The sequence below is a fragment of the Aquimarina sp. EL_43 genome (assembly GCF_943422735.1).
GTDB lineage: Bacteria > Bacteroidota > Bacteroidia > Flavobacteriales > Flavobacteriaceae > Aquimarina > Aquimarina megaterium.
Genome location: NZ_CALSBR010000001.1, coordinates 6094687 through 6121210, shown reverse-complemented (window position 1 = coordinate 6121210; position 26524 = coordinate 6094687). Strand labels below are relative to the sequence as shown.

The window sequence follows — 26524 nt, the reverse complement described above, 5'->3', positions numbered from 1 at the left end:
TAATGTACCACCGCTCATTTTGCTGCTATGTTCGGTAATAAAAACATAGTTACTTTCACTGGATTTTTTAAAGTTCATTCTTGTGTCATAGATATAATCTTCCAGTATTTGCAGGTTGTGTAGATTAATTGGGATAAAGCGTTCTTTATAGTTTTTACCTTTTCTAACATAGATCCGTTCTTTATCAAAAAGGATATCCGATATTTCTAAGTTCAGCACTTCATTTCTACGCATACCACAACTGTACAAACAGACTAATAATGCTTTTTGTCTTGCTCTAAACCTTGGTAATGGATTACTGTATCCTGTTGCCATAAATAAGTCTTTGATTTCTTCTGGTGACAGTACATTTAGCTTTTCTACTATAGTTTCCTTTTCTCTTTTAATGGGTAGATTAAAGGGTTTTGCATTATGTTTTTTTAAGTATTCTCTAAACTTGTGTAAGGATTGTAAATGGTTATTGAGATAGGTATTGCTTAATGCACCACCTCTGGTTTTATTGGGGCGTTGTTTTAAATGATTATAGTAGTTTCTAATGTGATGATCCTTGATATAATTGATATGGGTAATCTCTTGCCCTTCTAACCAGTAGAAGAACTCACAGAGCTGTGCAGGATAGTTTTTTTGCATCGCATCACTATAGCCCAAGATATCTAACCAGTCGCTAAAATTGGTCAATAGGGTGCTATAGCTAGCATTTTGTAGCTTACTTTTTTTCATACGGTATGTGTTTTTTAGGATTTTGCGGAACGAGCTGTAAAAAGCAGTTTAACTTGCTCTCTTTGTTTTAGTTACCTGTTCCATTTTAGGAGTGGAACACTCTGGAACACCGGAACGGTCGGAGTCCGAGAGACTATTTATTTTTAATACGCATTCTTGTAATGCTTTGGTAATCTGTTGTTCCAGTTCTTTATATTCATTAGGGTTAGTGATTTGGTAACGTATCACAGTTTCACCTTTTTTCTTTTCTGCTTTTTGATGTAGTAACTCTCGATCAGTTGTTTATGATACCGCCATTGGGTCGTTTTCTTTACTTTTAAACGCCTACGGATTTCTAAGGCTGTAAAAGTAGTTTGATTATTAGTGTGTAAATATTTCTTGAGTTCCTCTAAGTAATTACGGCAAGCCCCTGTGATTTCATCGCTTTTACGCAAGAGAACCTCTATGATTAATTGGTTAGCAGCTTTAATATCTTCGATGGTGGTTTCTATATATTCTTCTCCTGTTTGCTCATCATACTTTTTGGGTCGTTGCCACTGGCAGTAAAAGGTAACAGCTTCTATAAACTGTAGATAGTGAGCGTTTGTTCTACGTGGTTTAAAAACGGATTGTGGTAACTCTAAGTATTCTGCAAAAGGGTTAATAACTTTTATAGGTTTAAGCATTCGTTGTACATCACGTAAAAATCTGGCTGCTATAAATTCATCATCATTATTTACTTTACCTGCCGATAGTAAACGTTGGTACTGCATAATCTTTTTATCCTGTTCCTCCGATTCATCGATATAGAGTAAGAAGCTTCGGTTACTGTTATCTTCATAAACACTTTCTTGCGTAGTACAACCTGCAACAGATATAGGGCCTTCTACGGTTAGGTGTATGGTTTTGGTAGTTCCTTTTTTGTCTTTATGGACCACCGTTTTGGTAATCCGTTTTTTAGATTGTAGTTCCCGTAAAGGGTAGAGTACAGATTCTGCACCATCTAAATCCTCTATTAAGATTAGTTTGTTACGTAGTTCTGTACGGTTAAAGTAGTAAAAAGCATTGGCAGAGAGTACCGTAATTTCTACTTTATCTTCGTCGGGTATAAGTTCTGCAACTTTAGATTGTAGGTGTGTTTTACCAACTCCCGAACTTCCTAAACTTATGCAATGTAGAGGATTGTTAGTTTTTCTACTGGTAAAGATCAGGTACATTAATAAGCGGTTGGTTTCTTCTCCTATTACACCAGATTGACCAATTAGATCATTGGTTTTACTTAATAAATCTTTAGACTTTAAGAACTTGATAGCAGCTTTTTCTTCATCTGCTGTGAGTTCTTTTACCAGTATTTCATCGGTTTGGTTGGCTGCTGCAAGTTCATCGATTCTATATTGTTCTAAGGCGGATGTTAATTCTTGCAGGGTTTTACGGGCGATACTTGTACCTATCTCGATACGTTCTGCAATCTTTCGTACAAATTTCTCTACCATATTATCATTATACAGATCGATACTATGACGCAAGATATTGTGACTTTTGGTTTACAAATACTCATAGTAACTCGCATACGATCTAGATTATTGAGCTTAATACCGCCTAAGATGTGGATTTGTAAGTGTTTGGTGATATAATGATAGTTATGTGGGTTGGTCGTGTCTAACATAGCCTAAAAAAGTTTTATAGAACAAATACGTTTCAAAGGTAACGGATACGATTTAATTAACAAAATTATTTTGATTTGTATTGAACGTTTACGTTCTGTAACTTTGTGAATAAGTAGTAAAAAACGATTTATTTAGATAGTATGAGTTTCGGTTCACGATTATTACAAGCACGCAAGAACAAAGGAATAAGCCAAGAAGAACTGGCTAAAGAGTTGGGTACAAAAGGGCCAGCTATTGGCCGTTATGAACGTGATGAGATGAAGCCCTCTATCGAAGCTGCTGCTAAAATGGCTGAACTTTTAAATGTCTCTCTTGACTGGCTTGTTGGGCATACCGATTTGGAACTCGATAAAAAAATGATTGAGCGCATACAAGAAGTTACCAAGATGAAACCAAAAGACAAGGAACATGTCTTTGCTATGCTTGATGCATTCATAAAACAAACCAAATTACAAAACGTACTGCAATAAAAAAACCAGCTACATTTCTGTAACTGGTTTCTATCATTTATAACTCATCCCGCTAAGTCAGGAGACTTTGCGCAGCGAGGGTTTTTGTTTAATCACTCTTCGCGTAGTGAGGAAGTTAATTCTAATCTAACATCATTATCAAAATAATCTTTGTAAGCCTTAGAGTTAATCAATAATAATGTTGTTGTTTTTATACTCAAAATGCCCTTTTTAGATTTATTCTCAATAATTACATTTACTAATTCTCTAGGCACTGCAACTTCTTCCTCTGGCACATGTAAATATGAATAAATCAATCCTACTATATCGTCTGACATATCTTTACTAACAGATTCCGATAATTGTAATTTAGACATAGCTAATAACTCCTGAAGTTTTAAACTTTGCCATAATTGATTCCTTTCTTCAAAAAAAGAAAAATCTAAAAAATTCAAGAGATCTATTACTTTTTTATAATATTTATTATCATAATAATAGTAAGCTAAATAAGCTTTAGAAAATAGATATTCAGGTTTTTTACTTATTGATTCTTTTAAGTTATGTTCAACTTCCTTATCTCTATTTGTATTTTCAAAAGGCATATTATACCATAGGTATCCCTTCAAGTAATATTTATAAAAATCGTCTAATTCATAAGAATCCAAAATTTTTAATATTTTTAGAATTTCAAGCTCTTTTAATTGATCATTATCTATTAGTGATAAATTGATAATCATATCATTTAACTCTTTATTAATTGTCATCACATTTTATGATTTATACTTTTACCTTTTTCAATTAATCTTTGCCCAGCAGTTTTTAAAGCTTTTACCATATCGGGTAAATGACCTGCGTTCTTATTATTAGCTTGTCTAATTAACTCTTGACCTGCTTTTATAAAATGCTCTTCCATGTTCCACCACTTCTAGCACCTGTATCTACTGAATTTTAATTTTTTCACTAATGCACCTCCCATTTTCTCAGCTGCTTTTGCTGCTGAAAATTCCCAGTTTACTAGAAGTAGTCCACCATGGCCATTTTTTGTTCATTAGTAAACTTACTACTAAACTACTTGCTTTTTTGCCACTCCCTGGTCCAAAAGTAAATTAATGGGTGCACCCATAGGAGTTATACACTATACTATTACCACTAGGATCAACAAAAAAACCTGCCATCATCGGATTTCCTCTCTACCAAAAAGCCAAGGCATATTTGTCTTGCGCTTCCGCAGAAAACTTATCCCAACCGCTTAATTCTTCCTATAGAACGAGAAATTTTTCCTCCATAGGGTGCATTTAGATCAATTCTATTTCTTGTAGATTCTGTGTTATTCTCCAGAATTTATTATAACTTCTCCTAATGATCCCACCTTCTCTTGCCCATTGCCCATCATTATCTACTACATAAGTAACTCCATTAATATCATGGGTGTCCCCAACATTAAAATCACTAGCATTTGGACACTCTGGACATAATCCCGAAGGGTCATTATACATGATAGGGTTGTTCCAAGCAAAGTTGTAAGGAGTTAAATCTAGTTGAAAGGGATGATCTGCTAATGGATCAATGGAAGGAAACCTACCAATGGTTGATTATAATGTCTCCATTCCATTTCATATAGATTTAATCCTAAGTCTTTGGAGTGTTCCTTTCCATTATACGTATGGTGTCATTTTTAGCACCATTCACCGTCAAAATTATACCCTTCATGTTGCAATCCAAAGGGGTAATAATTTTTCCTCTTGTACAATCTCAGAAGTAGTGATTGTACCGTCTTTATCGGCATCTTTATAGGAGCGTCTGATATTTCCTAAATGGTCTGGTTTACGCAAAAAAATTAACGGTATAACCCTTTTTTTTGTATGGATACCTGCTCAAAAGCAAAAATAAGAACGTTCTATCGGTCATCTATCTCTCTGCTATGCTAAAATAATAATTTAGAGTATACCCACATTACAGGATTCTGTATTTGTGCAATATAACTTCTAAAGCCAGCCGCATAATCAAAGCTATCTTTACATAATCCTTATTATACCCTCACTTCCTGTCGTCAGGGGCTATAACAGGGTTTATATAAAATAGCCGCGCACGGAAGGTTACGCGGTCGTTCAATCGGCACTATGCCTACCACTTCTAAAGCGGAAGAACCCGGCAGCATTTGCCCTCGCTGTTATTCCGCTTTAGAAGCGTTTACTTATATTTACAGTCATACGTGATTTGATTTTTAATCCTACTCACGTTGCGCAACAATAAAGCGAGGTGTTTCATCTCGCTTTTTCCGTATGAGTAAGATCGATTAATCTTGAAGTTGGAGTGCGCAAAGGCTGCAAGCGTAGTGCTTCAGCTTCAAGATTGATCATAGCCTAGTGGCGATTGAACGAAGCTGCGTTGCACGCAAAAACAAAGGCGTAGCCATAGCGGAGAGGAGCAACCGACGTAGACCGGGAGTGTAACGAAGGGATGCGCCAGACGATTTTTATGTGTTCTTATTTATCAAAATATAAACTTCCACATAAATAATCGGCTAGGTTGCGACCAAGCGGCGTAGCCCATGAAGCAGCGGTTTTGCTTAATTTACTATTCAGCGTTAGCGTACCTTATTGTTTTTAAGCAAAAAGAGAGCTGCGGGTGATAGAGGAACAGAGCAAGGCTATTTGTTTGTAGTGGAGACTGACGACCGAAGGCGAGGAAGTTGTAACGGTATGGAACAAGTGTTTTTTTCTGCACTTGTGGAATAACAAAAAATAGCTTGCGGCGTGACGAAGGAACACCTTATAACAGCTTATGGGCAAAGACTTTTTTGTCTGCGCCCATAATAATATGCCGACCGTAGGGAGTCACTTGGCTATTATACTACTTGTAAGATAAAAGTAAGATTTGTGATAACCAGTAAATACTATCTTCATGGCTTTTGTCTGATAGGGTCAGTTGATGTATTGCTGCGGCTAAGGAACTTTGTAAATAATTTAATTCTTCTTTGTCGGTGATGATAAGTTCTATTTTCATAAGGATGGGTTTTTGTAGTTTAATGTATTGGATGGAACTGGTTAATAGCTTCGTGTAAACTTTCAAGATTGTTTTGTTTATAAGATTCTGTAGAACCGATGTGTTTATGTCCTGCCAGATATTGAACTTTACGGATATTGTATTGACCTAACCAATTACAGATCACAGAGGCTCGTAACTGATTTACATTAATGACTTTATGATTGATCTTTTTTAACCTTTTTAAAATCCCTACTCGTAGCAGATCATTAAAACACTTTTGTGGGATTAATAATTCTTGATTGTGCAGATCATTGTTTTTGGCTATTTGTGGTCGGGTTTGGTCTAGGTATTCGATAAAATCAATGATTTGCCAAGGTTTTAACTCTATTTTCTCTGGCATTGCTCCTACGGTTGCAGGAACATAGATTTTACCTTTTTTTAGTTGTGACCTTCTAAGTTCAGGCTTTTTAGATGGGTAGCGTTTTAAGCCTTGATATACGATTAACCCAACAATAATTTTATTACGTTTTGCTGCATATCTAGCAAAGCCGTTAGCGTTCCTGTTTAAACTTCTCGGTTTCATAACTGTTAGTATAAATCTTCGAGTTCGTCTGCTCTAAAAGATTGTATCAACATCTTTTTTACTGTACCTTTTACAGATACATCTTCTAATGGGTTTTCGCTTTCGCTCTGCTCGCTCTATCAGGTAGTCAAAGTAATTTCTAATGGCTACCAGGTGATTATTGATGGTTTGGGGTTTGATCTTTTTTTGCTGTAGGTATTTGATGTATTTCATACAGGTTTTGTAATCAATCTCACTTGCTGTAACCTTATGTTTTTTAAGCCACTTTGTAAACTCTGTAATTCTATTTGTATAGTGCACTATAGTAGTAGTACTATAATTTTCGTGGTGTAAATATTCGGTATAATTCATTAGTTGTGTTTTAAAATATTGTATAGATTTGTGTACTTTCTAAGCTACTATGCCCTAAAAACTGTTGTATATCCTCGATTTTCATACCTGCTTGTAAAAAGTGGTGGCAATACTGTGACGTAAGGCGTGTGGTGTAATATTTCTTCTGATTAAGCTTCTATCTTCTGTAGCTTTAATGATTTGTTTTTAGATCGGTTTCTAATGTACCACCGCTCATTTTGCTGCTATGTTCGGTAATAAAAACATAGTTACTTTCACTGGATTTTTTAAAGTTCATTCTTGTGTCATAGATATAATCTTCCAGTATTTGCAGGTTGTGTAGATTAATTGGGATAAAGCGTTCTTTATAGTTTTTACCTTTTCTAACATAGATCCGTTCTTTATCAAAAAGGATATCCGATATTTCTAAGTTCAGCACTTCATTTCTACGCATACCACAACTGTACAAACAGACTAATAATGCTTTTTGTCTTGCTCTAAACCTTGGTAATGGATTACTGTATCCTGTTGCCATAAATAAGTCTTTGATTTCTTCTGGTGACAGTACATTTAGCTTTTCTACTATAGTTTCCTTTTCTCTTTTAATGGGTAGATTAAAGGGTTTTGCATTATGTTTTTTTAAGTATTCTCTAAACTTGTGTAAGGATTGTAAATGGTTATTGAGATAGGTATTGCTTAATGCACCACCTCTGGTTTTATTGGGGCGTTGTTTTAAATGATTATAGTAGTTTCTAATGTGATGATCCTTGATATAATTGATATGGGTAATCTCTTGCCCTTCTAACCAGTAGAAGAACTCACAGAGCTGTGCAGGATAGTTTTTTTGCATCGCATCACTATAGCCCAAGATATCTAACCAGTCGCTAAAATTGGTCAATAGGGTGCTATAGCTAGCATTTTGTAGCTTACTTTTTTTCATACGGTATGTGTTTTTTAGGATTTTGCGGAACGAGCTGTAAAAAGCAGTTTAACTTGCTCTCTTTGTTTTAGTTACCTGTTCCATTTTAGGAGTGGAACACTCTGGAACACCGGAACGGTCGGAGTCCGAGAGACTATTTATTTTTAATACGCATTCTTGTAATGCTTTGGTAATCTGTTGTTCCAGTTCTTTATATTCATTAGGGTTAGTGATTTGGTAACGTATCACAGTTTCACCTTTTTTCTTTTTCTGCTTTTTGATGTAGTAACTCTCGATCAGTTGTTTATGATACCGCCATTGGGTCGTTTTCTTTACTTTTAAACGCCTACGGATTTCTAAGGCTGTAAAAGTAGTTTGATTATTAGTGTGTAAATATTTCTTGAGTTCCTCTAAGTAATTACGGCAAGCCCCTGTGATTTCATCGCTTTTACGCAAGAGAACCTCTATGATTAATTGGTTAGCAGCTTTAATATCTTCGATGGTGGTTTCTATATATTCTTCTCCTGTTTGCTCATCATACTTTTTGGGTCGTTGCCACTGGCAGTAAAAGGTAACAGCTTCTATAAACTGTAGATAGTGAGCGTTTGTTCTACGTGGTTTAAAAACGGATTGTGGTAACTCTAAGTATTCTGCAAAAGGGTTAATAACTTTTATAGGTTTAAGCATTCGTTGTACATCACGTAAAAATCTGGCTGCTATAAATTCATCATCATTATTTACTTTACCTGCCGATAGTAAACGTTGGTACTGCATAATCTTTTTATCCTGTTCCTCCGATTCATCGATATAGAGTAAGAAGCTTCGGTTACTGTTATCTTCATAAACACTTTCTTGCGTAGTACAACCTGCAACAGATATAGGGCCTTCTACGGTTAGGTGTATGGTTTTGGTAGTTCCTTTTTTGTCTTTATGGACCACCGTTTTGGTAATCCGTTTTTTAGATTGTAGTTCCCGTAAAGGGTAGAGTACAGATTCTGCACCATCTAAATCCTCTATTAAGATTAGTTTGTTACGTAGTTCTGTACGGTTAAAGTAGTAAAAAGCATTGGCAGAGAGTACCGTAATTTCTACTTTATCTTCGTCGGGTATAAGTTCTGCAACTTTAGATTGTAGGTGTGTTTTACCAACTCCCGAACTTCCTAAACTTATGCAATGTAGAGGATTGTTAGTTTTTCTACTGGTAAAGATCAGGTACATTAATAAGCGGTTGGTTTCTTCTCCTATTACACCAGATTGACCAATTAGATCATTGGTTTTACTTAATAAATCTTTAGACTTTAAGAACTTGATAGCAGCTTTTTCTTCATCTGCTGTGAGTTCTTTTACCAGTATTTCATCGGTTTGGTTGGCTGCTGCAAGTTCATCGATTCTATATTGTTCTAAGGCGGATGTTAATTCTTGCAGGGTTTTACGGGCGATACTTGTACCTATCTCGATACGTTCTGCAATCTTTCGTACAAATTTCTCTACCATATTATCATTATACAGATCGATACTATGACGCAAGATATTGTGACTTTTTGGTTTACAAATACTCATAGTAACTCGCATACGATCTAGATTATTGAGCTTAATACCGCCTAAGATGTGGATTTGTAAGTGTTTGGTGATATAATGATAGTTATGTGGTTGGTCGTGTCTAACATAGCCTAAAAAAGTTTTATAGAACAAATACGTTTCAAAGGTAACGGATACGATTTAATTAACAAAATTATTTTGATTTGTATTGAACGTTTACGTTCTGTAACTTTGTGAATAAGTAGTAAAAAACGATTTATTTAGATAGTATGAGTTTCGGTTCACGATTATTACAAGCACGCAAGAACAAAGGAATAAGCCAAGAAGAACTGGCTAAAGAGTTGGGTACAAAAGGGCCAGCTATTGGCCGTTATGAACGTGATGAGATGAAGCCCTCTATCGAAGCTGCTGCTAAAATGGCTGAACTTTTAAATGTCTCTCTTGACTGGCTTGTTGGGCATACCGATTTGGAACTCGATAAAAAAATGATTGAGCGCATACAAGAAGTTACCAAGATGAAACCAAAAGACAAGGAACATGTCTTTGCTATGCTTGATGCATTCATAAAACAAACCAAATTACAAAACGTACTGCAATAAAAAAACCAGCTACATTTCTGTAACTGGTTTCTATCATTTATAACTCATCCCGCTAAGTCAGGAGACTTTGCGCAGCGAGGGTTTTTGTTTAATCACTCTTCGCGTAGTGAGGAAGTTAATTCTAATCTAACATCATTATCAAAATAATCTTTGTAAGCCTTAGAGTTAATCAATAATAATGTTGTTGTTTTTTATACTCAAAATGCCCTTTTTAGATTTATTCTCAATAATTACATTTACTAATTCTCTAGGCACTGCAACTTCTTCCTCTGGCACACTGTAAATATGAATAAATCAATCCTACTATATCGTCTGACATATCTTTACTAACAGATTCCGATAATTGTAATTTAGACATAGCTAATAAACTCCTGAAGTTTTAAACTTTGCCATAATTGATTCCTTTCTTCAAAAAAAGAAAAAATCTAAAAAATTCAAGAGATCTATTACTTTTTTATAATATTTATTATCATAATAATAGTAAAGCTAAATAAGCTTTAGAAAAATAGATATTCAGGGTTTTTTACTTATTGATTCTTTTAAGTTATGTTCAACTTCCTTATCTCTATTTGTATTTTCAAAAGGCATATTATACCATAGGTATCCCTTCAAGTAATATTTATAAAAAATCGTCTAATTCATAAGAATCCAAAATTTTTAATATTTTTAGAATTTCAAGCTCTTTGTAAATTGATCATTATCTATTAGTGATAAATTGATAATCATATCATTTAACTCTTTATTAATTGTCATCACATTTTATGATTTATACTTTTACCTTTTTCAATTAATCTTTGCCCAGCAGTTTTTAAAGCTTTTACCATATCGGGTAAATGACCTGCGTTCTTATTATTAGCTTGTCTAATTAACTCTTGACCTGCTTTTATAAATGCTCTTCCATGTTCACCACTTCTAGCACCTGTATCTACTGAATTTTTAAATTTTTTCACTAATGCACCTCCCATTTTCTCAGCTGCTTTTGCTGCTGAAATTCCAGGTTTACTAGAAGTAGTCCACCATGCCATTTTTTGTTCATTAGTAAACTTAACTACTAAACTACTTGCTTTTTTGCCACTCCCTGGTCCAAAAGGTAAATTAATGGGTGCACCCATAGGAGTTATACCTATACTATTACCACTAGGATCAACAAAAAACCTGCCATCATCGGATTTCCTTCTACCAAAAAGCCAAGGCATATTTTCTTGCGCTTCCGCAGAAAACTTATCCCAACCGCTTAATTCTCCTATAGAACGAGAAATTTTTCCTCCATAGGGTGCATTTAGATCAATTCTATTTCTTGTAGATTCTGTGTTATCTCCAGAATTTATTATAACTTCTCCTAATGATCCACCTTCTCTTGCCCATTGCCCATCATTATCTACTACATAAGTAACTCCATTAATATCATGGGTGTCACCAACATTAAAATCACTAGCATTTGGACACTCTGGACATAATCCCGAAGGGTCATTATACATGATAGGGTTGTTCCAAGCAAAGTTGTAAGGAGTTAAATCTAGTTGAAAAGGATGATCTGCTAATGGATCAATGGAAGGAAACCTACCAATGGTTGGATTATAATGTCTCCATTCCATTTCATATAGATTTAATCCTAAGTCTTTGGAGTGTTCCTTTCCATTATACGTATGGTGGTCATTTTTAGCACCATTCACGTCAAAATTATACCCTTCATGTTGCAATCCAAAGGGGTAATAATTTTTCTCTTGTACAATCTCAGAAGTAGTGATTGTACCGTCTTTATCGGCATCTTTATAGGAGAGTCTGATATTTCCTAAATGGTCTTGGTTTACGCAAAAAAATTAACGGTATACCCTTTTTTTGTATGGATACCTGCTCAAAAGCAAAAAATAAGAACGTTCTATCGGTCATCTATCTCTCTGCTATGCTAAAATAATAATTTAGAGTATACCCACATTACAGGATTCTGTATTTGTGCAATATAACTTCTAAAGCCAGCCGCATAATCAAAGCTATCTTTACATAATCCTTATTATACCCTCACTTCCTGTCGTCAGGGGCTATAACAGGGTTTATATAAAATAGCCGCGCACGGAAGGTTACGCGGTCGTTCAATCGGCACTATGCCTACCACTTCTAAAGCGGAAGAACCCGGCAGCATTTGCCCTCGCTGTTATTCCGCTTTAGAAGCGTTTACTTATATTTACAGTCATACGTGATTTGATTTTTAATCCTACTCACGTTGCGCAACAATAAAGCGAGGTGTTTCATCTCGCTTTTTCCGTATGAGTAAGATCGATTAATCTTGAAGTTGGAGTGCGCAAAGGCTGCAAGCGTAGTGCTTCAGCTTCAAGATTGATCATAGCCTAGTGGCGATTGAACGAAGCTGCGTTGCACGCAAAAACAAAGGCGTAGCCATAGCGGAGAGGAGCAACCGACGTAGACCGGGAGTGTAACGAAGGGATGCGCCAGACGATTTTTATGTGTTCTTATTTATCAAAATATAAACTTCCACATAAATAATCGGCTAGGTTGCGACCAAGCGGCGTAGCCCATGAAGCAGCGGTTTTGCTTAATTTACTATTCAGCGTTAGCGTACCTTATTGTTTTTAAGCAAAAAGAGAGCTGCGGGTGATAGAGGAACAGAGCAAGGCTATTTGTTTGTAGTGGAGACTGACGACCGAAGGCGAGGAAGTTGTAACGGTATGGAACAAGTGTTTTTTTCTGCACTTGTGGAATAACAAAAAATAGCTTGCGGCGTGACGAAGGAACACCTTATAACAGCTTATGGGCAAAGACTTTTTTGTCTGCGCCCATAATAATATGCCGACCGTAGGGAGTCACTTGGCTATTATACTACTTGTAAGATAAAAGTAAGATTTGTGATAACCAGTAAATACTATCTTCATGGCTTTTGTCTGATAGGGTCAGTTGATGTATTGCTGCGGCTAAGGAACTTTGTAAATAATTTAATTCTTCTTTGTCGGTGATGATAAGTTCTATTTTCATAAGGATGGGTTTTTGTAGTTTAATGTATTGGATGGAACTGGTTAATAGCTTCGTGTAAACTTTCAAGATTGTTTTGTTTATAAGATTCTGTAGAACCGATGTGTTTATGTCCTGCCAGATATTGAACTTTACGGATATTGTATTGACCTAACCAATTACAGATCACAGAGGCTCGTAACTGATTTACATTAATGACTTTATGATTGATCTTTTTTAACCTTTTTAAAATCCCTACTCGTAGCAGATCATTAAAACACTTTTGTGGGATTAATAATTCTTGATTGTGCAGATCATTGTTTTTGGCTATTTGTGGTCGGGTTTGGTCTAGGTATTCGATAAAATCAATGATTTGCCAAGGTTTTAACTCTATTTCTCTGGCATTGCTCCTACGGGTTGCAGGAACATAGATTTTACCTTTTTTTAGTTGTAGACCTTCTAAGTTCAGGCTTTTTAGATGGGTAGCGTTTAAGCCTTGATATACGATTAACCCAACAATAATTTTATTACGTTTTGCTGCATATCTAGCAAAGCCGTTAGCGTTCCTGTTAAACTTCTCGGTTTCATAACTGTAGTATAAATCTTCGAGTTCGTCTGGCTCTAAAAGATTGTGCAACATCTTTTTTACTGTACCTTTTACAGATACATCTTCTAATGGGTTTTCGCTTCGCTCTGCTCGCTCTATCAGGTAGTCAAAGTAATTTCTAATGGCTACCAGGTGATTATTGATGGTTTGGGGTTTGATCTTTTTTTGCTGTAGGTATTTGATGTATTTCATACAGGTTTTGTAATCAATCTCACTTGCTGTAACCTTATGTTTTTTAAGCCACTTTGTAAACTCTGTAATTCTATTTGTATAGTGCACTATAGTAGTAGTACTATAATTTTCGTGGTGTAAATATTCGGTATAATTCATTAGTTGTGTTTTAAAATATGTGTATAGATTTGTGTACTTTCTAAGCTACTATGCCCTAAAAACTGTTGTATATCCTCGATTTTCATACCTGCTTGTAAAAAGTGGGTGGCAATACTGTGACGTAAGGCGTGTGGTGTAATATTTCTTTCGATTAAGCTTCTATCTTCTGTAGCTTTAATGATTTGTTTTAGATCGGTTTCTAATGTACCACCGCTCATTTTGCTGCTATGTTCGGTAATAAAAACATAGTTACTTTCACTGGATTTTTTAAAGTTCATTCTTGTGTCATAGATATAATCTTCCAGTATTTGCAGGTTGTGTAGATTAATTGGGATAAAGCGTTCTTTATAGTTTTTACCTTTTCTAACATAGATCCGTTCTTTATCAAAAAGGATATCCGATATTTCTAAGTTCAGCACTTCATTTCTACGCATACCACAACTGTACAAACAGACTAATAATGCTTTTTGTCTTGCTCTAAACCTTGGTAATGGATTACTGTATCCTGTTGCCATAAATAAGTCTTTGATTTCTTCTGGTGACAGTACATTTAGCTTTTCTACTATAGTTTCCTTTTCTCTTTTAATGGGTAGATTAAAGGGTTTTGCATTATGTTTTTTTAAGTATTCTCTAAACTTGTGTAAGGATTGTAAATGGTTATTGAGATAGGTATTGCTTAATGCACCACCTCTGGTTTTATTGGGGCGTTGTTTTAAATGATTATAGTAGTTTCTAATGTGATGATCCTTGATATAATTGATATGGGTAATCTCTTGCCCTTCTAACCAGTAGAAGAACTCACAGAGCTGTGCAGGATAGTTTTTTTGCATCGCATCACTATAGCCCAAGATATCTAACCAGTCGCTAAAATTGGTCAATAGGGTGCTATAGCTAGCATTTTGTAGCTTACTTTTTTTCATACGGTATGTGTTTTTTAGGATTTTGCGGAACGAGCTGTAAAAAGCAGTTTAACTTGCTCTCTTTGTTTTAGTTACCTGTTCCATTTTAGGAGTGGAACACTCTGGAACACCGGAACGGTCGGAGTCCGAGAGACTATTTATTTTTAATACGCATTCTTGTAATGCTTTGGTAATCTGTTGTTCCAGTTCTTTATATTCATTAGGGTTAGTGATTTGGTAACGTATCACAGTTTCACCTTTTTTCTTTTTCTGCTTTTTGATGTAGTAACTCTCGATCAGTTGTTTATGATACCGCCATTGGGTCGTTTTCTTTACTTTTAAACGCCTACGGATTTCTAAGGCTGTAAAAGTAGTTTGATTATTAGTGTGTAAATATTTCTTGAGTTCCTCTAAGTAATTACGGCAAGCCCCTGTGATTTCATCGCTTTTACGCAAGAGAACCTCTATGATTAATTGGTTAGCAGCTTTAATATCTTCGATGGTGGTTTCTATATATTCTTCTCCTGTTTGCTCATCATACTTTTTGGGTCGTTGCCACTGGCAGTAAAAGGTAACAGCTTCTATAAACTGTAGATAGTGAGCGTTTGTTCTACGTGGTTTAAAAACGGATTGTGGTAACTCTAAGTATTCTGCAAAAGGGTTAATAACTTTTATAGGTTTAAGCATTCGTTGTACATCACGTAAAAATCTGGCTGCTATAAATTCATCATCATTATTTACTTTACCTGCCGATAGTAAACGTTGGTACTGCATAATCTTTTTATCCTGTTCCTCCGATTCATCGATATAGAGTAAGAAGCTTCGGTTACTGTTATCTTCATAAACACTTTCTTGCGTAGTACAACCTGCAACAGATATAGGGCCTTCTACGGTTAGGTGTATGGTTTTGGTAGTTCCTTTTTTGTCTTTATGGACCACCGTTTTGGTAATCCGTTTTTTAGATTGTAGTTCCCGTAAAGGGTAGAGTACAGATTCTGCACCATCTAAATCCTCTATTAAGATTAGTTTGTTACGTAGTTCTGTACGGTTAAAGTAGTAAAAAGCATTGGCAGAGAGTACCGTAATTTCTACTTTATCTTCGTCGGGTATAAGTTCTGCAACTTTAGATTGTAGGTGTGTTTTACCAACTCCCGAACTTCCTAAACTTATGCAATGTAGAGGATTGTTAGTTTTTCTACTGGTAAAGATCAGGTACATTAATAAGCGGTTGGTTTCTTCTCCTATTACACCAGATTGACCAATTAGATCATTGGTTTTACTTAATAAATCTTTAGACTTTAAGAACTTGATAGCAGCTTTTTCTTCATCTGCTGTGAGTTCTTTTACCAGTATTTCATCGGTTTGGTTGGCTGCTGCAAGTTCATCGATTCTATATTGTTCTAAGGCGGATGTTAATTCTTGCAGGGTTTTACGGGCGATACTTGTACCTATCTCGATACGTTCTGCAATCTTTCGTACAAATTTCTCTACCATATTATCATTATACAGATCGATACTATGACGCAAGATATTGTGACTTTTTGGTTTACAAATACTCATAGTAACTCGCATACGATCTAGATTATTGAGCTTAATACCGCCTAAGATGTGGATTTGTAAGTGTTTGGTGATATAATGATAGTTATGTGGGTTGGTCGTGTCTAACATAGCCTAAAAAAGTTTTATAGAACAAATACGTTTCAAAGGTAACGGATACGATTTAATTAACAAAATTATTTTGATTTGTATTGAACGTTTACGTTCTGTAACTTTGTGAATAAGTAGTAAAAAACGATTTATTTAGATAGTATGAGTTTCGGTTCACGATTATTACAAGCACGCAAGAACAAAGGAATAAGCCAAGAAGAACTGGCTAAAGAGTTGGGTACAAAAGGGCCAGCTATTGGCCGTTATGAACGTGATGAGATGAAGCCCTCTATCGAAGCTGCTGCTAAAATGGCTGAACTTTTAAATGTCTCTCTTGACTGGCTTGTTGGGCATACCGATTTGGAACTCGATAAAAAAATGATTGAGCGCATACAAGAAGTTACCAAGATGAAACCAAAAGACAAGGAACATGTCTTTGCTATGCTTGATGCATTCATAAAACAAACCAAATTACAAAACGTACTGCAATAAAAAAACCAGCTACATTTCTGTAACTGGTTTCTATCATTTATAACTCATCCCGCTAAGTCAGGAGACTTTGCGCAGCGAGGGTTTTTGTTTAATCACTCTTCGCGTAGTGAGGAAGTTAATTCTAATCTAACATCATTATCAAAATAATCTTTGTAAGCCTTAGAGTTAATCAATAATAATGTTGTTGTTTTTATACTCAAAATGCCCTTTTTAGATTTATTCTCAATAATTACATTTACTAATTCTCTAGGCACTGCAACTTCTTCCTCTGGCACATGTAAATATGAATAAATCAATCCTACTATATCGTCTGACATATCTTTACTAACAGATTCCGATAATTGTAATTTAGACATAGCTAATAACTCCTGAAGTTTTAAACTTTGCCATAATTGATTCCTTTCTTCAAAAAAAGAAAAATCTAAAAAATTCAAGAGATCTATTACTTTTTTATAATATTTATTATCATAATAATAGTAAGCTAAATAAGCTTTAGAAAATAGATATTCAGGTTTTTTACTTATTGATTCTTTTAAGTTATGTTCAACTTCCTTATCTCTATTTGTATTTTCAAAAGGCATATTATACCATAGGTATCCCTTCAAGTAATATTTATAAAAATCGTCTAATTCATAAGAATCCAAAATTTTTAATATTTTTAGAATTTCAAGCTCTTTTAATTGATCATTATCTATTAGTGATAAATTGATAATCATATCATTTAACTCTTTATTAATTGTCATCACATTTTATGATTTATACTTTTACCTTTTTCAATTAATCTTTGCCCAGCAGTTTTTAAAGCTTTTACCATATCGGGTAAATGACCTGCGTTCTTATTATTAGCTTGTCTAATTAACTCTTGACCTGCTTTTATAAATGCTCTTCCATGTTCACCACTTCTAGCACCTGTATCTACTGAATTTTTAAATTTTTTCACTAATGCACCTCCCATTTTCTCAGCTGCTTTTGCTGCTGAAATTCCAGGTTTACTAGAAGTAGTCCACCATGCCATTTTTTGTTCATTAGTAAACTTAACTACTAAACTACTTGCTTTTTTGCCACTCCCTGGTCCAAAAGGTAAATTAATGGGTGCACCCATAGGAGTTATACCTATACTATTACCACTAGGATCAACAAAAAACCTGCCATCATCGGATTTCCTTCTACCAAAAAGCCAAGGCATATTTTCTTGCGCTTCCGCAGAAAACTTATCCCAACCGCTTAATTCTCCTATAGAACGAGAAATTTTTCCTCCATAGGGTGCATTTAGATCAATTCTATTTCTTGTAGATTCTGTGTTATCTCCAGAATTTATTATAACTTCTCCTAATGATCCACCTTCTCTTGCCCATTGCCCATCATTATCTACTACATAAGTAACTCCATTAATATCATGGGTGTCACCAACATTAAAATCACTAGCATTTGGACACTCTGGACATAATCCCGAAGGGTCATTATACATGATAGGGTTGTTCCAAGCAAAGTTGTAAGGAGTTAAATCTAGTTGAAAAGGATGATCTGCTAATGGATCAATGGAAGGAAACCTACCAATGGTTGGATTATAATGTCTCCAATCCATTTCAATAATATTCAATCCTAAGTCTTTGGAGTGTTCCTTTCCATTATACGTATGGTGGTCATTTTTAGCACCATTCACGTCAAAATTATACCCTTCATGTTGCAATCCAAAGGGGTAATAATTTTTCTCTTGTACAATCTCAGAAGTAGTGATTGTACCGTCTTTATCGGCATCTTTATAGGAGAGTCTGATATTTCCTAAGTGATCTTTGTACTGATATACGTACTTATACCCATCAGCTTCATGTTCTACAATACCTTCTGTATGGTTAAAGAATTCTAGTGTACCATTCTTATACACATAATTACCGGCATACTCAGTAGTTAAAGAACTTCCTTCTGTTGTAATCTTTTTTAGTTTTACTCCAGTGGCATCGTAAATATAGGTAATATTTCCGGTATGAGAAGCATTATTTACCGTTACTGTTTTAGGGAGATTTAAATGATTATAGGTAATGCCAGTAATCCCTTTGTTTTGATCTATAGTCATATTACCATTGGCATCATAAGTATAATCATCATTGGTATTACTACCATCTTTAAAACCAAAAGTCGTATTCCCAGTATCAGTCACTCTTAAGAGTTTATTACCGCTATCATAGGTGTATGCTAGCATATCCATATCCCCAAAAGAAGTAGCTGCTTCATTAAGGTTTCCTTTTCGGTTTAAGGAGAGGATATTTCCTGTTTTGTCGTAAGTAACACCACTTAGATTATAGTTACCATCGCTACTGATTCCTTCTGTGATTCGGTTTAATGCATCATAGCCGTATTTATAATGTCGTTCTACATTATCATTGGCAGTTTTCCAAGCTGTTTCAGAGATATTACCATTAAACAGTGCAGTAGCTCCATGTTGTGGTGTATTGTAATTGATCGTAAAAGCAAAGAGGTCATTATCATCATAACTGTCTTGATTGATGCTTTTTAACCATCCTCGTACATTATATTTGTAATTTACATCCTGTAACCCACCACCAACTTCTTTAGAAATTAATTGCCCTAACTTATCATAAGTATTAGTTACTATTAATTCTCCCGGGAATTCCTCGTTCTGGATCTTAGCAAAGAAAGAAGTACTAGCCGTAGCTGCAAAATGAAACCCATTAGATAAGGTAATAGTATTACCAGCTACAGTAGTTGTGGTTTGGGTGATCGGTTGTGATAAGGTTACTGCTGGTATAACCCCTGTATTACCATTACAATTTACCCCAGAAGTGTCTTCTATACATTGTCGCTGGGTGAGCATCCTGCCCATATGATCATAGGTAAAACGATCTATGGTTATAATGGCAGCATTGCTACCTTTAGTATGAGTGGTTTTAGTCTCTTTTACCTTACCTACAAAATCCAGTTGGGTTGCTACGATATCGGTAGTATTAAGATACTCATTTTTACTGGCTACATATATGGGCCTTGCTTTTTTATCATAATAGGTAACGGTAGTGATCCAATCATAAGTATCTAACACCCGTACTTTGCTTCCTGTAGCTAGTGTTTTGGTTTGATTGGTGATAGCTTCGTTATATACCGTTCCCGGGTTGGCTAATCCTACAATATCAAAAGTATAGTCATCATAATAATTGATCGTTAATAATGTGGCATTATTTACTTTGGGATATCCCCCATCGTTATAGTACAGTTGCACTCCATCGACCAATACAGGAGCGATACGGGCTACCCATAATACATCACTATAGGCTGTAGCTTCGGTTTGTATGGTAGCCCGATCTCTGGCGTCGGTAATCTTACCTGTATAAGCCACCCGACCAAAAGTATCGTATTTGGTGTATAGCCACGCATTATCTGCTTTTAAATTGGCGTCTTGAGTCATAATCGGTTGATCTAACTGGTTGTATATAATATACTCCCAGCCCTTACCAGGGATCTTTTTCTCGATCAATCTATTACGGTAATCATAACGATATTGATAACAGAGTTCGGCAAGCTCACTCTGGCTTACCCCATCACTAGTGGTTACCTTGGGTGGGATCACATAAGTAAGATTACCATATTTATCATATACATAATAGGTGTCATGCGCCTCTGGGGTTGCTGAGCCTGTCGAACCGGTTGCTGAGCTTGTCGAAGCAAAGGTTCTTTTTAAGACCACTCTACCTTGTTTATCCTTGTATTCTTTGGTAGTATGCAGATTTCCACTTGCCGGAGTCCAGTTCTCATCTTTGGTAATAGTTACGTATAACTGACCAGCAGCATAATACCCATCTTTTACCAAACCAGGATTTTCGGTATTAGTTGGTGTTGCAAAATTAACTTTAAAATACACTACTTCATTCGCTACATTAGTATCCCAATCAAATTTAATAGTATGATCTGTATCACTGGTACGATCAGCTTTCCAGGCTTTTCCTGGTGCTCCCTGTTCTAACACCCGATTAAGAGGAGAAGCTTCATATACACTTTCTGAGTAGGCATTAAAATCGTTATGATTTGCATCAATCCCTATAAAATCATTGGCGTAAGTGCTGTTATAATACTGGTTGATATCCATGTTGATATCCACATTCTGATAGCTTCCTATGGTTTTATCAGATTCAAAAGGCAAGTATTGCTTTGCTTGTCTGCCATAGGCATCATAGGTGATATGAGTTACAATATCATTACCACCAGGTGAGGCCTGAATAGCTCTTTCTTGTATAGGCCTGCCTAATCCATCATAGTAGGTTATACCCTCTATAGCTCTATCCAGATCATTAATAGTAGAACAATTTACATTTTCTAACTCTGTAATCGTCATTGGTGTTTGAGGAGCTACTACATGTACATAGTTCTTGTCTGATAATACTACCTGGGCCTGAAGATTGAGTCCCATAAGCAGTACTATAATACTGTATATAATTTGTTTTTTCATCTTGTTATATTGTTTATGGGATTAATGTTGTATTCCAATAGGGTCACCGCCACCGCCATCGCCACCAGAAGATTTACGTACTGTGATTGGCATGGTTTTTAGTACAACTTGTCCTGTTCGGGAATCGGTATATGTTACACTTAATTCATAATCTCCGCTTTCATTCATTCCTGCTGTAAAACTTGATCCACTCCCTACGTTACGTGTCCATGTGGGATTGTTCATTCTCCATAGTTTCCATTGTGTTCTGGTATAGTGCCCAGAACCACCGTTTACTCCGGTGATGCTAAAAGTTTCACTAGGATTTACATTATTAAGATGAGCAGAACCCGGATTAACAGTAACACTCATAGGGTCATAAGATTTTACAACCCTGGTATTGCCGCCCCATTGGTAATATCCGTTTTCTAATCCCCGATCTACTAATCTAAACTTAATGGTATAGGTTCCTGCAGAAGGGAAGTTATATGAAAGTGTGGTTCCTGTAGCAGGTTGTTGTACATCATTAATAAACCATTCAAATCCATATGAACCTGTACCACCTCCTATACCAGAAGCAAAAAATGTTGTGGTGGTTCCTCGTACGATATGTTCGTTTGAAGCACTTACATTCGCTGCGGTTAACGGATTATATGCATATAGCTTTCTTACAGCACTATCTACAGATCTCCCGCTTACATTATCGATAACTTTAAAATACACATTATAGGTTCCTGCGGTACCAGGAGTATATGCAAATGTGGTTGCTGTACTGGCCTGTTTTGCATTGTTTACATACCATTCGTATCTTAGATCTTCTGTACCGCCTCCTACACTCGAAGCGGTAAAGGTGGTTACAGTTCCTTTTACAATATTGGTATGGTTTGCACTAATTATAGGAGTAACAAGGGGAGAATACCGTATAACAACAGGTGTTGGTTTACTTTTTAATAACCTTTTGGTCTTGGTGTTATATGCTACTAACGTAATGCTATAGCTCCCTTCATTAGTAAAGGTTTTGATAAAAGATGTAGCACTATCGCACTGTTCTTGATTACCATTTACAAACCAGGTGTATAAGTAATCCCCAGGATTCTGAATATCACCAGCCGTAAATGTAATAGGTTTCCCGGGACTAACAGCACCCGAACTGGTGATACTAAATATAATTCCATCATAAGGATCAGGATGTTGCCCTCTATAATTATAGTTAATTCTTTCGATTACTTTATCATCATTATCTTTTACCAAAGTCAATCGGCTTAGACCATCATAATCGTATTGGGTGGTATATCCTCTTGCATCGGTTGCTGCTACAACGCCTTTTAAGGGATCATAAACAAAAGTAGTGATCTGTGCATTGGTAAAAGAGTTTCGTAAATTACTATACAACGTATTGAGTTGACTATCGGTAGTTGTTTTTAGATTAACAGCCCCAGTCACTCCCTCTAATTCGGTTTTGGTTACTCCTATGAGTTGTGCCAAAACATAATTATGTGTGGTATCCCATAAGATAGCAGTAGAAACCCCGTTTTTGCGTTGTACTTCAATAGGTTTTCCTGCTTCAAGTTTAAACTCCTGGTATAGTTCATAATTCGATGGGATATGCCCAGCAGCAGATTGATGAGTAGACAATCCTTTATGATGTCTATAGGTAGCAATCACATTACCCTTAGGATCATAATCCATGTATTGCCCCTGGATAAAATCACTATTCACATATACTTTTTTGCTTATCGGTAAGCCGGTTTGGTGGTTATTATATAAGGTAGCAATAGTAGTATTTTCTGATTGATGATCTACAGGGTAGGTATATCTAATTTCTACATGCTTGCCATCGGGTACTGTACTATAGTTATTATCTAAAATAGCTTGTTCACTTTCTGCATGCAATCTACCCTCTAATTCTTGTTTGGTAACCAGGATATCATTATTATATTCATACTTGTATCTGGCGACCGAAGCTTTAAAGGGTTCTCCGGTTTTATAAAGGTAATCGACCTCTGTTTTCTGAGAAAGTACATTTTTACGATGATAATAATTAGTCGAATTAGGATTGGTATATCCAAGACTAGGTTTACTACTACCAAGAGGAGTAAAACAAAGTGTCTTATCGCTAAGTGTCCAAAATTGTGTTGTCTTTATAATAGCATTATCATAAGCATAGATGATCTTTTTTACCTTATCATTTTTGTTATACAGCTCTTGTTCTAATAATTGAGATTCATAAGATTTATTTTTAAAAACATCGGTGTACTTTTCTATTGTTTTAATCAATTCATTTGTTCCTATTTTATTAATAGTAACCTGTTCATAAAAATATCCTGATTTGATTAAAGCTGGATTTAAAGCGATATTTTCTGCAGAAAATGCTGTTCTTTCTCCATAACTTTTAATGGTATTGTTGATATTTAAGCTATATCCAGTGAGTCCATCATAAGCATATTGGGTCTCCCCGGTAACATTGTCATTAGTATCTTTGTCTACTATAGATTTTACTCTAAGCCCTCCTGCATAACGTGTAGTTTGGGTACTAGACGTTTCTTTTTCGCTCCAGCTTAGATTTACTGATATTAGTGCAGTAGGATTAGCTATAAGTTCTGATTCTTTTACTTGAAGTTCTAAAACATAATCCCCTTTTAAAAGATTTATACTCCCTTCTGCTCCAATCACTTTAAAGGGAGAAAACTTAGGCGTTCCCAGGCTACCATCACTTTGTTTTGGATAGATGTTAAACCGTGAGCAATCTATATTGGGGTTATTAGGATCATTACTACAAATTGTCGAAGAAGACCCGTAGGTAACGGGAGTTCCTAAATTACCCTGCAAATCGTCGATCAAAGAAAAAGGAGTTCTAAACACTCTATATCCTCCCGATGTAAAATAGTCACCAGAACCATGTATTGAAACTCCGTTAGGTACATATCTCGGATCATTATTGGTTGTAGAAGGAACGGCATTGGCCTCATACGTAAAAGTAGTCGAGCCTCCTGTAGGGTATTCAACTTTATTTAAAACACCTCTTTTAAGAAAATTAAAATCTTCTCTACGATCTGCAAGGCTACTACGATAGTTTGAAGCTATGTTGTTATATGCATTGAGAGAGTAGGGGACTAGGGTGCTATTGTTTTTTCCATTATAATACCCATGATAATCTTTTGCCATACTTCCTTTTGAAGGAAGATTACCTCCTTGATAATAAAACTTATATGGCGGTTTGGTACTCCCATCAAAACCAACTTCCTGGATTTGATCTAATCGTAAGCGCGAATCTCCAGAGAATTTACCGTAAGTAAAAGTGTAAGACTTCGTTTTATTAGCTATTTTATCTAAAATGGTAATAGAGTTTAACTTCTTTTGCCAGGTAGAAAGTGTAGCATCCTGTTCGTAATTAAAAGTTACTTTAATAGTAGTAGATTCAATAGTGCTAATAAGTTGATTTCTGGTAGAATACCCGATAGTTGTGGTAGAAACCGAAGTGTTATTACTTGTTCCTTGTCCAGAACATCCGCACGCAGGGGTAAATTCAATACATCCCGGGGCAATATCTATAGAGTGAGAAGCATTATTGATGGTATAATCCAGATCATAAGGAGTGTAGGTGAAATTGATTTCTTTATTGTTTTTAGTAACCAATTTATTCATCATCCAACCCGTAGGATAAGATTCTGAATTCGTACTTACATTTCCTTCGTTGGTAGCAGTAACTACTTGTTTGGCATTTAACTCTCTCGCGGTATCATTATCAAAATAATACGTATTCCCCATTTCATCCAAAGCTTTAAAATAAACTGAGTTTCCTGCTCCTGCAACTTTCTCAATTAACATAGAAGATTGCTTTTCTTGCGCTGTAGTCCCATCTTGATTAAAAATAAAAGCTCCTGAGTGATTTAAGAAACTATAGCTAAAATCATCGGGATAATAATCGTGATAATAATCAGAACTTCCTATTTGCCGTTGAACAGCTTGAGTATTGATTTGCCCTTGTGAGGCTAACCAATCGGGAGTTACAATCCCTCTTGAATTAGGAACTAACCACCCTTCTTCGTCGATCTTGTCATTTACTTGTCTAAAGATTCCCCCACCGGCATTCAATGTCCATTTCAGTCCAACTACACTGGCCAGATCGTCGACCTTAACCCCAGAAGCATGATAGGATAGTGAAATAGGAATCGAGTTTCCATCTTCTTGTATAGTGAATATAGGGATTTCTATCTGTGGAATCCCTGTGGCATGATTTACCGGAGTATTACCATAAATCGTAAATGTAGATGCATTAGGCGTCTCTGGTACATACTTAGAATGATACGTGAGATAATCGGGTTTAAATTCTTCTTGAGTTTGAGCCTGAGCACAGAGCCCGTAGCAAAACAGGAAGAGTAGTAATATTGTTGCTTTGTTCATAGGTAAAATATTTAATGACTGATTTTGTTTTTTAATCATATTCCCAATGCAATATTAAAGTGCGCCAGTTTCATTTTTCGGAACTGAGAAAAAAAAAATGAAAGTTTTTTTCAAAAAAAATAAGGAGAGTAAAAACTGTAGATTGGACTCTAGAAATTAAAGGAAAAAATATTTTGAATTAGCAATAAAAAACATGTCACTACGTTTTCAACCCTATAAGAAACAGTAACTTATATCTGTTTGCAACAACACCCCTGTAGACAGTATGTATTCACCTTGTCAAAATTATACATCGCTTAGATCTGGCATAAGATTGCTATGAGTAGACCATATTGTGGTAAGCCTATCGATTAGCAGACAATCGCGAGGGTATAGGTGATGCAAATTATCATATAACTTTAACTTTTAAAACGTATATCAATGGCTTTAGAAAATTTAATTAGCATAAGCTTTACAGAAAAAGAATTAGAAACATTAGATCACCATATTGATGGTATCAAAAAAGTACTTGCAGGTAAGACCGTAAACCTTACTGCAGATCAAAGGCAACAATACGGTCGAATTGCTAATCAAAATAAACTCATTGTAGACAAATCAAAAAATTATATGGAACAACATCCTGATTGGATACCCAGATTTGTAGATAAAGAAGAATTTGATAAGGACTATCAGGCTCGTACTCAAATAGAAAATCGGGTGCAACAATTAGAGAATTTGTCACAACAACTTATCGATACCAAAACGTTATTAGATCATGACAATTATAATAATGCTCTAAGTTTTTATCGAATGGTACGTTACCTGGCAGGCGAAAACGAACCCGGTTCGAAATCGGTATACGAGGATATGAAGGTATTGTTTCATAAATCCAGCGCAGTAATAAATGAATAGAATAGATAGGTTGTAGCAACGATTATTGATCTGTTTATTTGAAGAGTATGTCTCTATGAACCTGAGTTCGATTAATATTTCA

At 35.6% G+C, this 26524-nt stretch carries 23 protein-coding genes and 1 pseudogene; 4 read left to right on the top strand and 20 right to left on the bottom strand.

Going from position 1 to position 26524, the window contains the following annotated elements:
• The 3 genes from NNL09_RS26120 to NNL09_RS26110 all read right to left on the bottom strand — a co-directional run.
• On the bottom strand, positions 1–720 hold a 720-nt coding region (locus NNL09_RS26120; RefSeq protein ID WP_254514296.1), incomplete at its 3' end, for a tyrosine-type recombinase/integrase.
• A 48-nt stretch (positions 721–768) separates the two neighbouring features.
• Positions 769–948, bottom strand: a complete 180-nt coding sequence (locus NNL09_RS26115; RefSeq protein WP_254514295.1) for a hypothetical protein — start codon at positions 946–948, stop codon at positions 769–771.
• Entirely contained in the window at positions 945–2225 is a 1281-nt protein-coding gene (locus tag NNL09_RS26110) for a hypothetical protein (protein WP_254514293.1), read from the bottom strand. Before NNL09_RS26110 ends, NNL09_RS26115 begins: the two co-directional genes overlap by 4 nt.
• A 281-nt stretch (positions 2226–2506) precedes the next feature.
• Between NNL09_RS26110 and NNL09_RS26105 the strand changes: the two genes are divergently transcribed.
• Positions 2507–2836: a helix-turn-helix domain-containing protein gene (locus NNL09_RS26105; protein ID WP_196912058.1), complete on the top strand. Its 330-nt coding sequence runs from the start codon at positions 2507–2509 to the stop codon at positions 2834–2836.
• Positions 2837–2928: 92 nt separating this feature from the next.
• Here the strand turns inward: NNL09_RS26105 and NNL09_RS26100 are convergent, their stop codons facing one another.
• From NNL09_RS26100 to NNL09_RS26065, 9 genes and pseudogenes are all read right to left on the bottom strand, one after another.
• Positions 2929–3579 carry a hypothetical protein gene (locus tag NNL09_RS26100; protein WP_196912057.1) on the bottom strand — a complete coding sequence of 217 codons (651 nt, stop codon included), beginning with the start codon at positions 3577–3579 and terminating at the stop codon, positions 2929–2931.
• Positions 3579–3728, bottom strand: a complete 150-nt coding sequence (locus NNL09_RS26095) for a hypothetical protein (RefSeq protein WP_254514292.1) — start codon at positions 3726–3728, stop codon at positions 3579–3581. Before NNL09_RS26095 ends, NNL09_RS26100 begins: the two co-directional genes overlap by 1 nt.
• A 382-nt stretch (positions 3729–4110) precedes the next feature.
• Positions 4111–4311 carry a hypothetical protein gene (locus tag NNL09_RS26090; protein WP_254514291.1) on the bottom strand — a complete coding sequence of 67 codons (201 nt, stop codon included), beginning with the start codon at positions 4309–4311 and terminating at the stop codon, positions 4111–4113.
• Positions 4312–4521: 210 nt separating this feature from the next.
• Entirely contained in the window at positions 4522–4647 is a 126-nt protein-coding gene (locus NNL09_RS26250) for a hypothetical protein (protein ID WP_256525635.1), read from the bottom strand.
• Between the two features lie 1021 nt (positions 4648–5668).
• Positions 5669–5821: a hypothetical protein gene (locus NNL09_RS26085; RefSeq protein ID WP_196912062.1), complete on the bottom strand. Its 153-nt coding sequence runs from the start codon at positions 5819–5821 to the stop codon at positions 5669–5671.
• A gap of 19 nt (positions 5822–5840) precedes the next feature.
• The gene (locus NNL09_RS26080; RefSeq protein WP_254514290.1) at positions 5841–6386 is read right to left on the bottom strand and encodes a hypothetical protein; all 546 of its coding nucleotides are present in this window, start codon (positions 6384–6386) and stop codon (positions 5841–5843) included.
• Positions 6387–6419: 33 nt separating this feature from the next.
• The gene (locus tag NNL09_RS26075; protein ID WP_254514288.1) at positions 6420–6737 is read right to left on the bottom strand and encodes a site-specific integrase; all 318 of its coding nucleotides are present in this window, start codon (positions 6735–6737) and stop codon (positions 6420–6422) included.
• A gap of 10 nt (positions 6738–6747) precedes the next feature.
• A pseudogene (locus NNL09_RS26070) lies at positions 6748–7566 on the bottom strand (tyrosine-type recombinase/integrase).
• Between the two features lie 138 nt (positions 7567–7704).
• Positions 7705–9162, bottom strand: a complete 1458-nt coding sequence (locus NNL09_RS26065; RefSeq protein WP_254514287.1) for a hypothetical protein — start codon at positions 9160–9162, stop codon at positions 7705–7707.
• A 281-nt stretch (positions 9163–9443) separates the two neighbouring features.
• Here NNL09_RS26065 and NNL09_RS26060 point away from each other — a divergent pair, with 281 nt between their 5' ends.
• The gene (locus tag NNL09_RS26060) at positions 9444–9773 is read left to right on the top strand and encodes a helix-turn-helix domain-containing protein (RefSeq protein ID WP_196912058.1); all 330 of its coding nucleotides are present in this window, start codon (positions 9444–9446) and stop codon (positions 9771–9773) included.
• A 752-nt stretch (positions 9774–10525) separates the two neighbouring features.
• On the opposite strand, the gene NNL09_RS26055 is transcribed toward NNL09_RS26060, so the two are convergent.
• The 5 genes from NNL09_RS26055 to NNL09_RS26035 form a co-directional block, all read right to left on the bottom strand.
• Positions 10526–11506, bottom strand: a complete 981-nt coding sequence (locus NNL09_RS26055; protein ID WP_256525639.1) for an RHS repeat domain-containing protein — start codon at positions 11504–11506, stop codon at positions 10526–10528.
• 1102 nt (positions 11507–12608) lie between these two features.
• Positions 12609–12761 (bottom strand): hypothetical protein, encoded by a 153-nt coding sequence (locus NNL09_RS26050; RefSeq protein WP_196912062.1) that lies wholly within the window; start codon positions 12759–12761, stop codon positions 12609–12611.
• A 19-nt stretch (positions 12762–12780) separates the two neighbouring features.
• Positions 12781–13674, bottom strand: coding sequence for a site-specific integrase (locus NNL09_RS26045; protein ID WP_196912061.1), 894 nt, complete (start codon positions 13672–13674; stop codon positions 12781–12783).
• A complete protein-coding gene (locus NNL09_RS26040) occupies positions 13674–14594 on the bottom strand; it encodes a tyrosine-type recombinase/integrase (protein WP_196912060.1) in 921 nt (306 codons plus the stop codon). Before NNL09_RS26040 ends, NNL09_RS26045 begins: the two co-directional genes overlap by 1 nt.
• A gap of 48 nt (positions 14595–14642) precedes the next feature.
• Positions 14643–16241 (bottom strand): hypothetical protein, encoded by a 1599-nt coding sequence (locus NNL09_RS26035; RefSeq protein ID WP_196912059.1) that lies wholly within the window; start codon positions 16239–16241, stop codon positions 14643–14645.
• Positions 16242–16382: 141 nt separating this feature from the next.
• On the opposite strand from NNL09_RS26035, the gene NNL09_RS26030 reads away from it, so the two are divergent.
• Positions 16383–16712, top strand: coding sequence for a helix-turn-helix domain-containing protein (locus tag NNL09_RS26030; protein WP_196912058.1), 330 nt, complete (start codon positions 16383–16385; stop codon positions 16710–16712).
• A gap of 92 nt (positions 16713–16804) precedes the next feature.
• On the opposite strand, the gene NNL09_RS26025 is transcribed toward NNL09_RS26030, so the two are convergent.
• Genes NNL09_RS26025 through NNL09_RS26015 form a run of 3 tightly spaced genes read right to left on the bottom strand, consistent with a single transcriptional unit; the run spans position 16805 to position 25551 of the window.
• Positions 16805–17455 (bottom strand): hypothetical protein, encoded by a 651-nt coding sequence (locus NNL09_RS26025; RefSeq protein ID WP_196912057.1) that lies wholly within the window; start codon positions 17453–17455, stop codon positions 16805–16807.
• On the bottom strand, positions 17455–21168 hold the full coding sequence (locus tag NNL09_RS26020; protein ID WP_254514286.1) for a DUF6443 domain-containing protein: 3714 nt from the start codon (positions 21166–21168) through the stop codon (positions 17455–17457). Before NNL09_RS26020 ends, NNL09_RS26025 begins: the two co-directional genes overlap by 1 nt.
• 21 nt (positions 21169–21189) lie before the next feature.
• Positions 21190–25551 carry a PKD domain-containing protein gene (locus NNL09_RS26015; RefSeq protein WP_196912054.1) on the bottom strand — a complete coding sequence of 1454 codons (4362 nt, stop codon included), beginning with the start codon at positions 25549–25551 and terminating at the stop codon, positions 21190–21192.
• A 420-nt stretch (positions 25552–25971) separates the two neighbouring features.
• On the opposite strand from NNL09_RS26015, the gene NNL09_RS26010 reads away from it, so the two are divergent.
• A complete protein-coding gene (locus NNL09_RS26010) occupies positions 25972–26442 on the top strand; it encodes a hypothetical protein (protein ID WP_196912055.1) in 471 nt (156 codons plus the stop codon).
• Positions 26443–26524: the final 82 nt, after the last annotated feature.

Bases quoted from the DNA above. Each gene is read 5' to 3' on its own strand.
- NNL09_RS26050 (WP_196912062.1), bottom strand. From the start codon at position 12,761: ATGAAAATAGAACTTATCATCACCGACAAAGAAGAATTAAATTATTTA.
- NNL09_RS26060 (WP_196912058.1), top strand. From the start codon at position 9,444: ATGAGTTTCGGTTCACGATTATTACAAGCACGCAAGAACAAAGGAATA.
- NNL09_RS26040 (WP_196912060.1), bottom strand. From the start codon at position 14,594: ATGAAAAAAAGTAAGCTACAAAATGCTAGCTATAGCACCCTATTGACC.
- NNL09_RS26080 (WP_254514290.1), bottom strand. From the start codon at position 6,386: ATGAAACCGAGAAGTTTAAACAGGAACGCTAACGGCTTTGCTAGATAT.
- NNL09_RS26075 (WP_254514288.1), bottom strand. From the start codon at position 6,737: ATGAATTATACCGAATATTTACACCACGAAAATTATAGTACTACTACT.
- NNL09_RS26100 (WP_196912057.1), bottom strand. From the start codon at position 3,579: ATGACAATTAATAAAGAGTTAAATGATATGATTATCAATTTATCACTA.
- NNL09_RS26010 (WP_196912055.1), top strand. From the start codon at position 25,972: ATGGCTTTAGAAAATTTAATTAGCATAAGCTTTACAGAAAAAGAATTA.
- NNL09_RS26020 (WP_254514286.1), bottom strand. From the start codon at position 21,168: ATGAAAAAACAAATTATATACAGTATTATAGTACTGCTTATGGGACTC.
- NNL09_RS26025 (WP_196912057.1), bottom strand. From the start codon at position 17,455: ATGACAATTAATAAAGAGTTAAATGATATGATTATCAATTTATCACTA.
- NNL09_RS26085 (WP_196912062.1), bottom strand. From the start codon at position 5,821: ATGAAAATAGAACTTATCATCACCGACAAAGAAGAATTAAATTATTTA.
- NNL09_RS26045 (WP_196912061.1), bottom strand. From the start codon at position 13,674: ATGAATTATACCGAATATTTACACCACGAAAATTATAGTACTACTACT.
- NNL09_RS26030 (WP_196912058.1), top strand. From the start codon at position 16,383: ATGAGTTTCGGTTCACGATTATTACAAGCACGCAAGAACAAAGGAATA.
- NNL09_RS26035 (WP_196912059.1), bottom strand. From the start codon at position 16,241: ATGTTAGACACGACCAACCCACATAACTATCATTATATCACCAAACAC.
- NNL09_RS26095 (WP_254514292.1), bottom strand. From the start codon at position 3,728: ATGGAAGAGCATTTTATAAAAGCAGGTCAAGAGTTAATTAGACAAGCT.
- NNL09_RS26015 (WP_196912054.1), bottom strand. From the start codon at position 25,551: ATGAACAAAGCAACAATATTACTACTCTTCCTGTTTTGCTACGGGCTC.
- NNL09_RS26105 (WP_196912058.1), top strand. From the start codon at position 2,507: ATGAGTTTCGGTTCACGATTATTACAAGCACGCAAGAACAAAGGAATA.
- NNL09_RS26090 (WP_254514291.1), bottom strand. From the start codon at position 4,311: ATGTATAATGACCCTTCGGGATTATGTCCAGAGTGTCCAAATGCTAGT.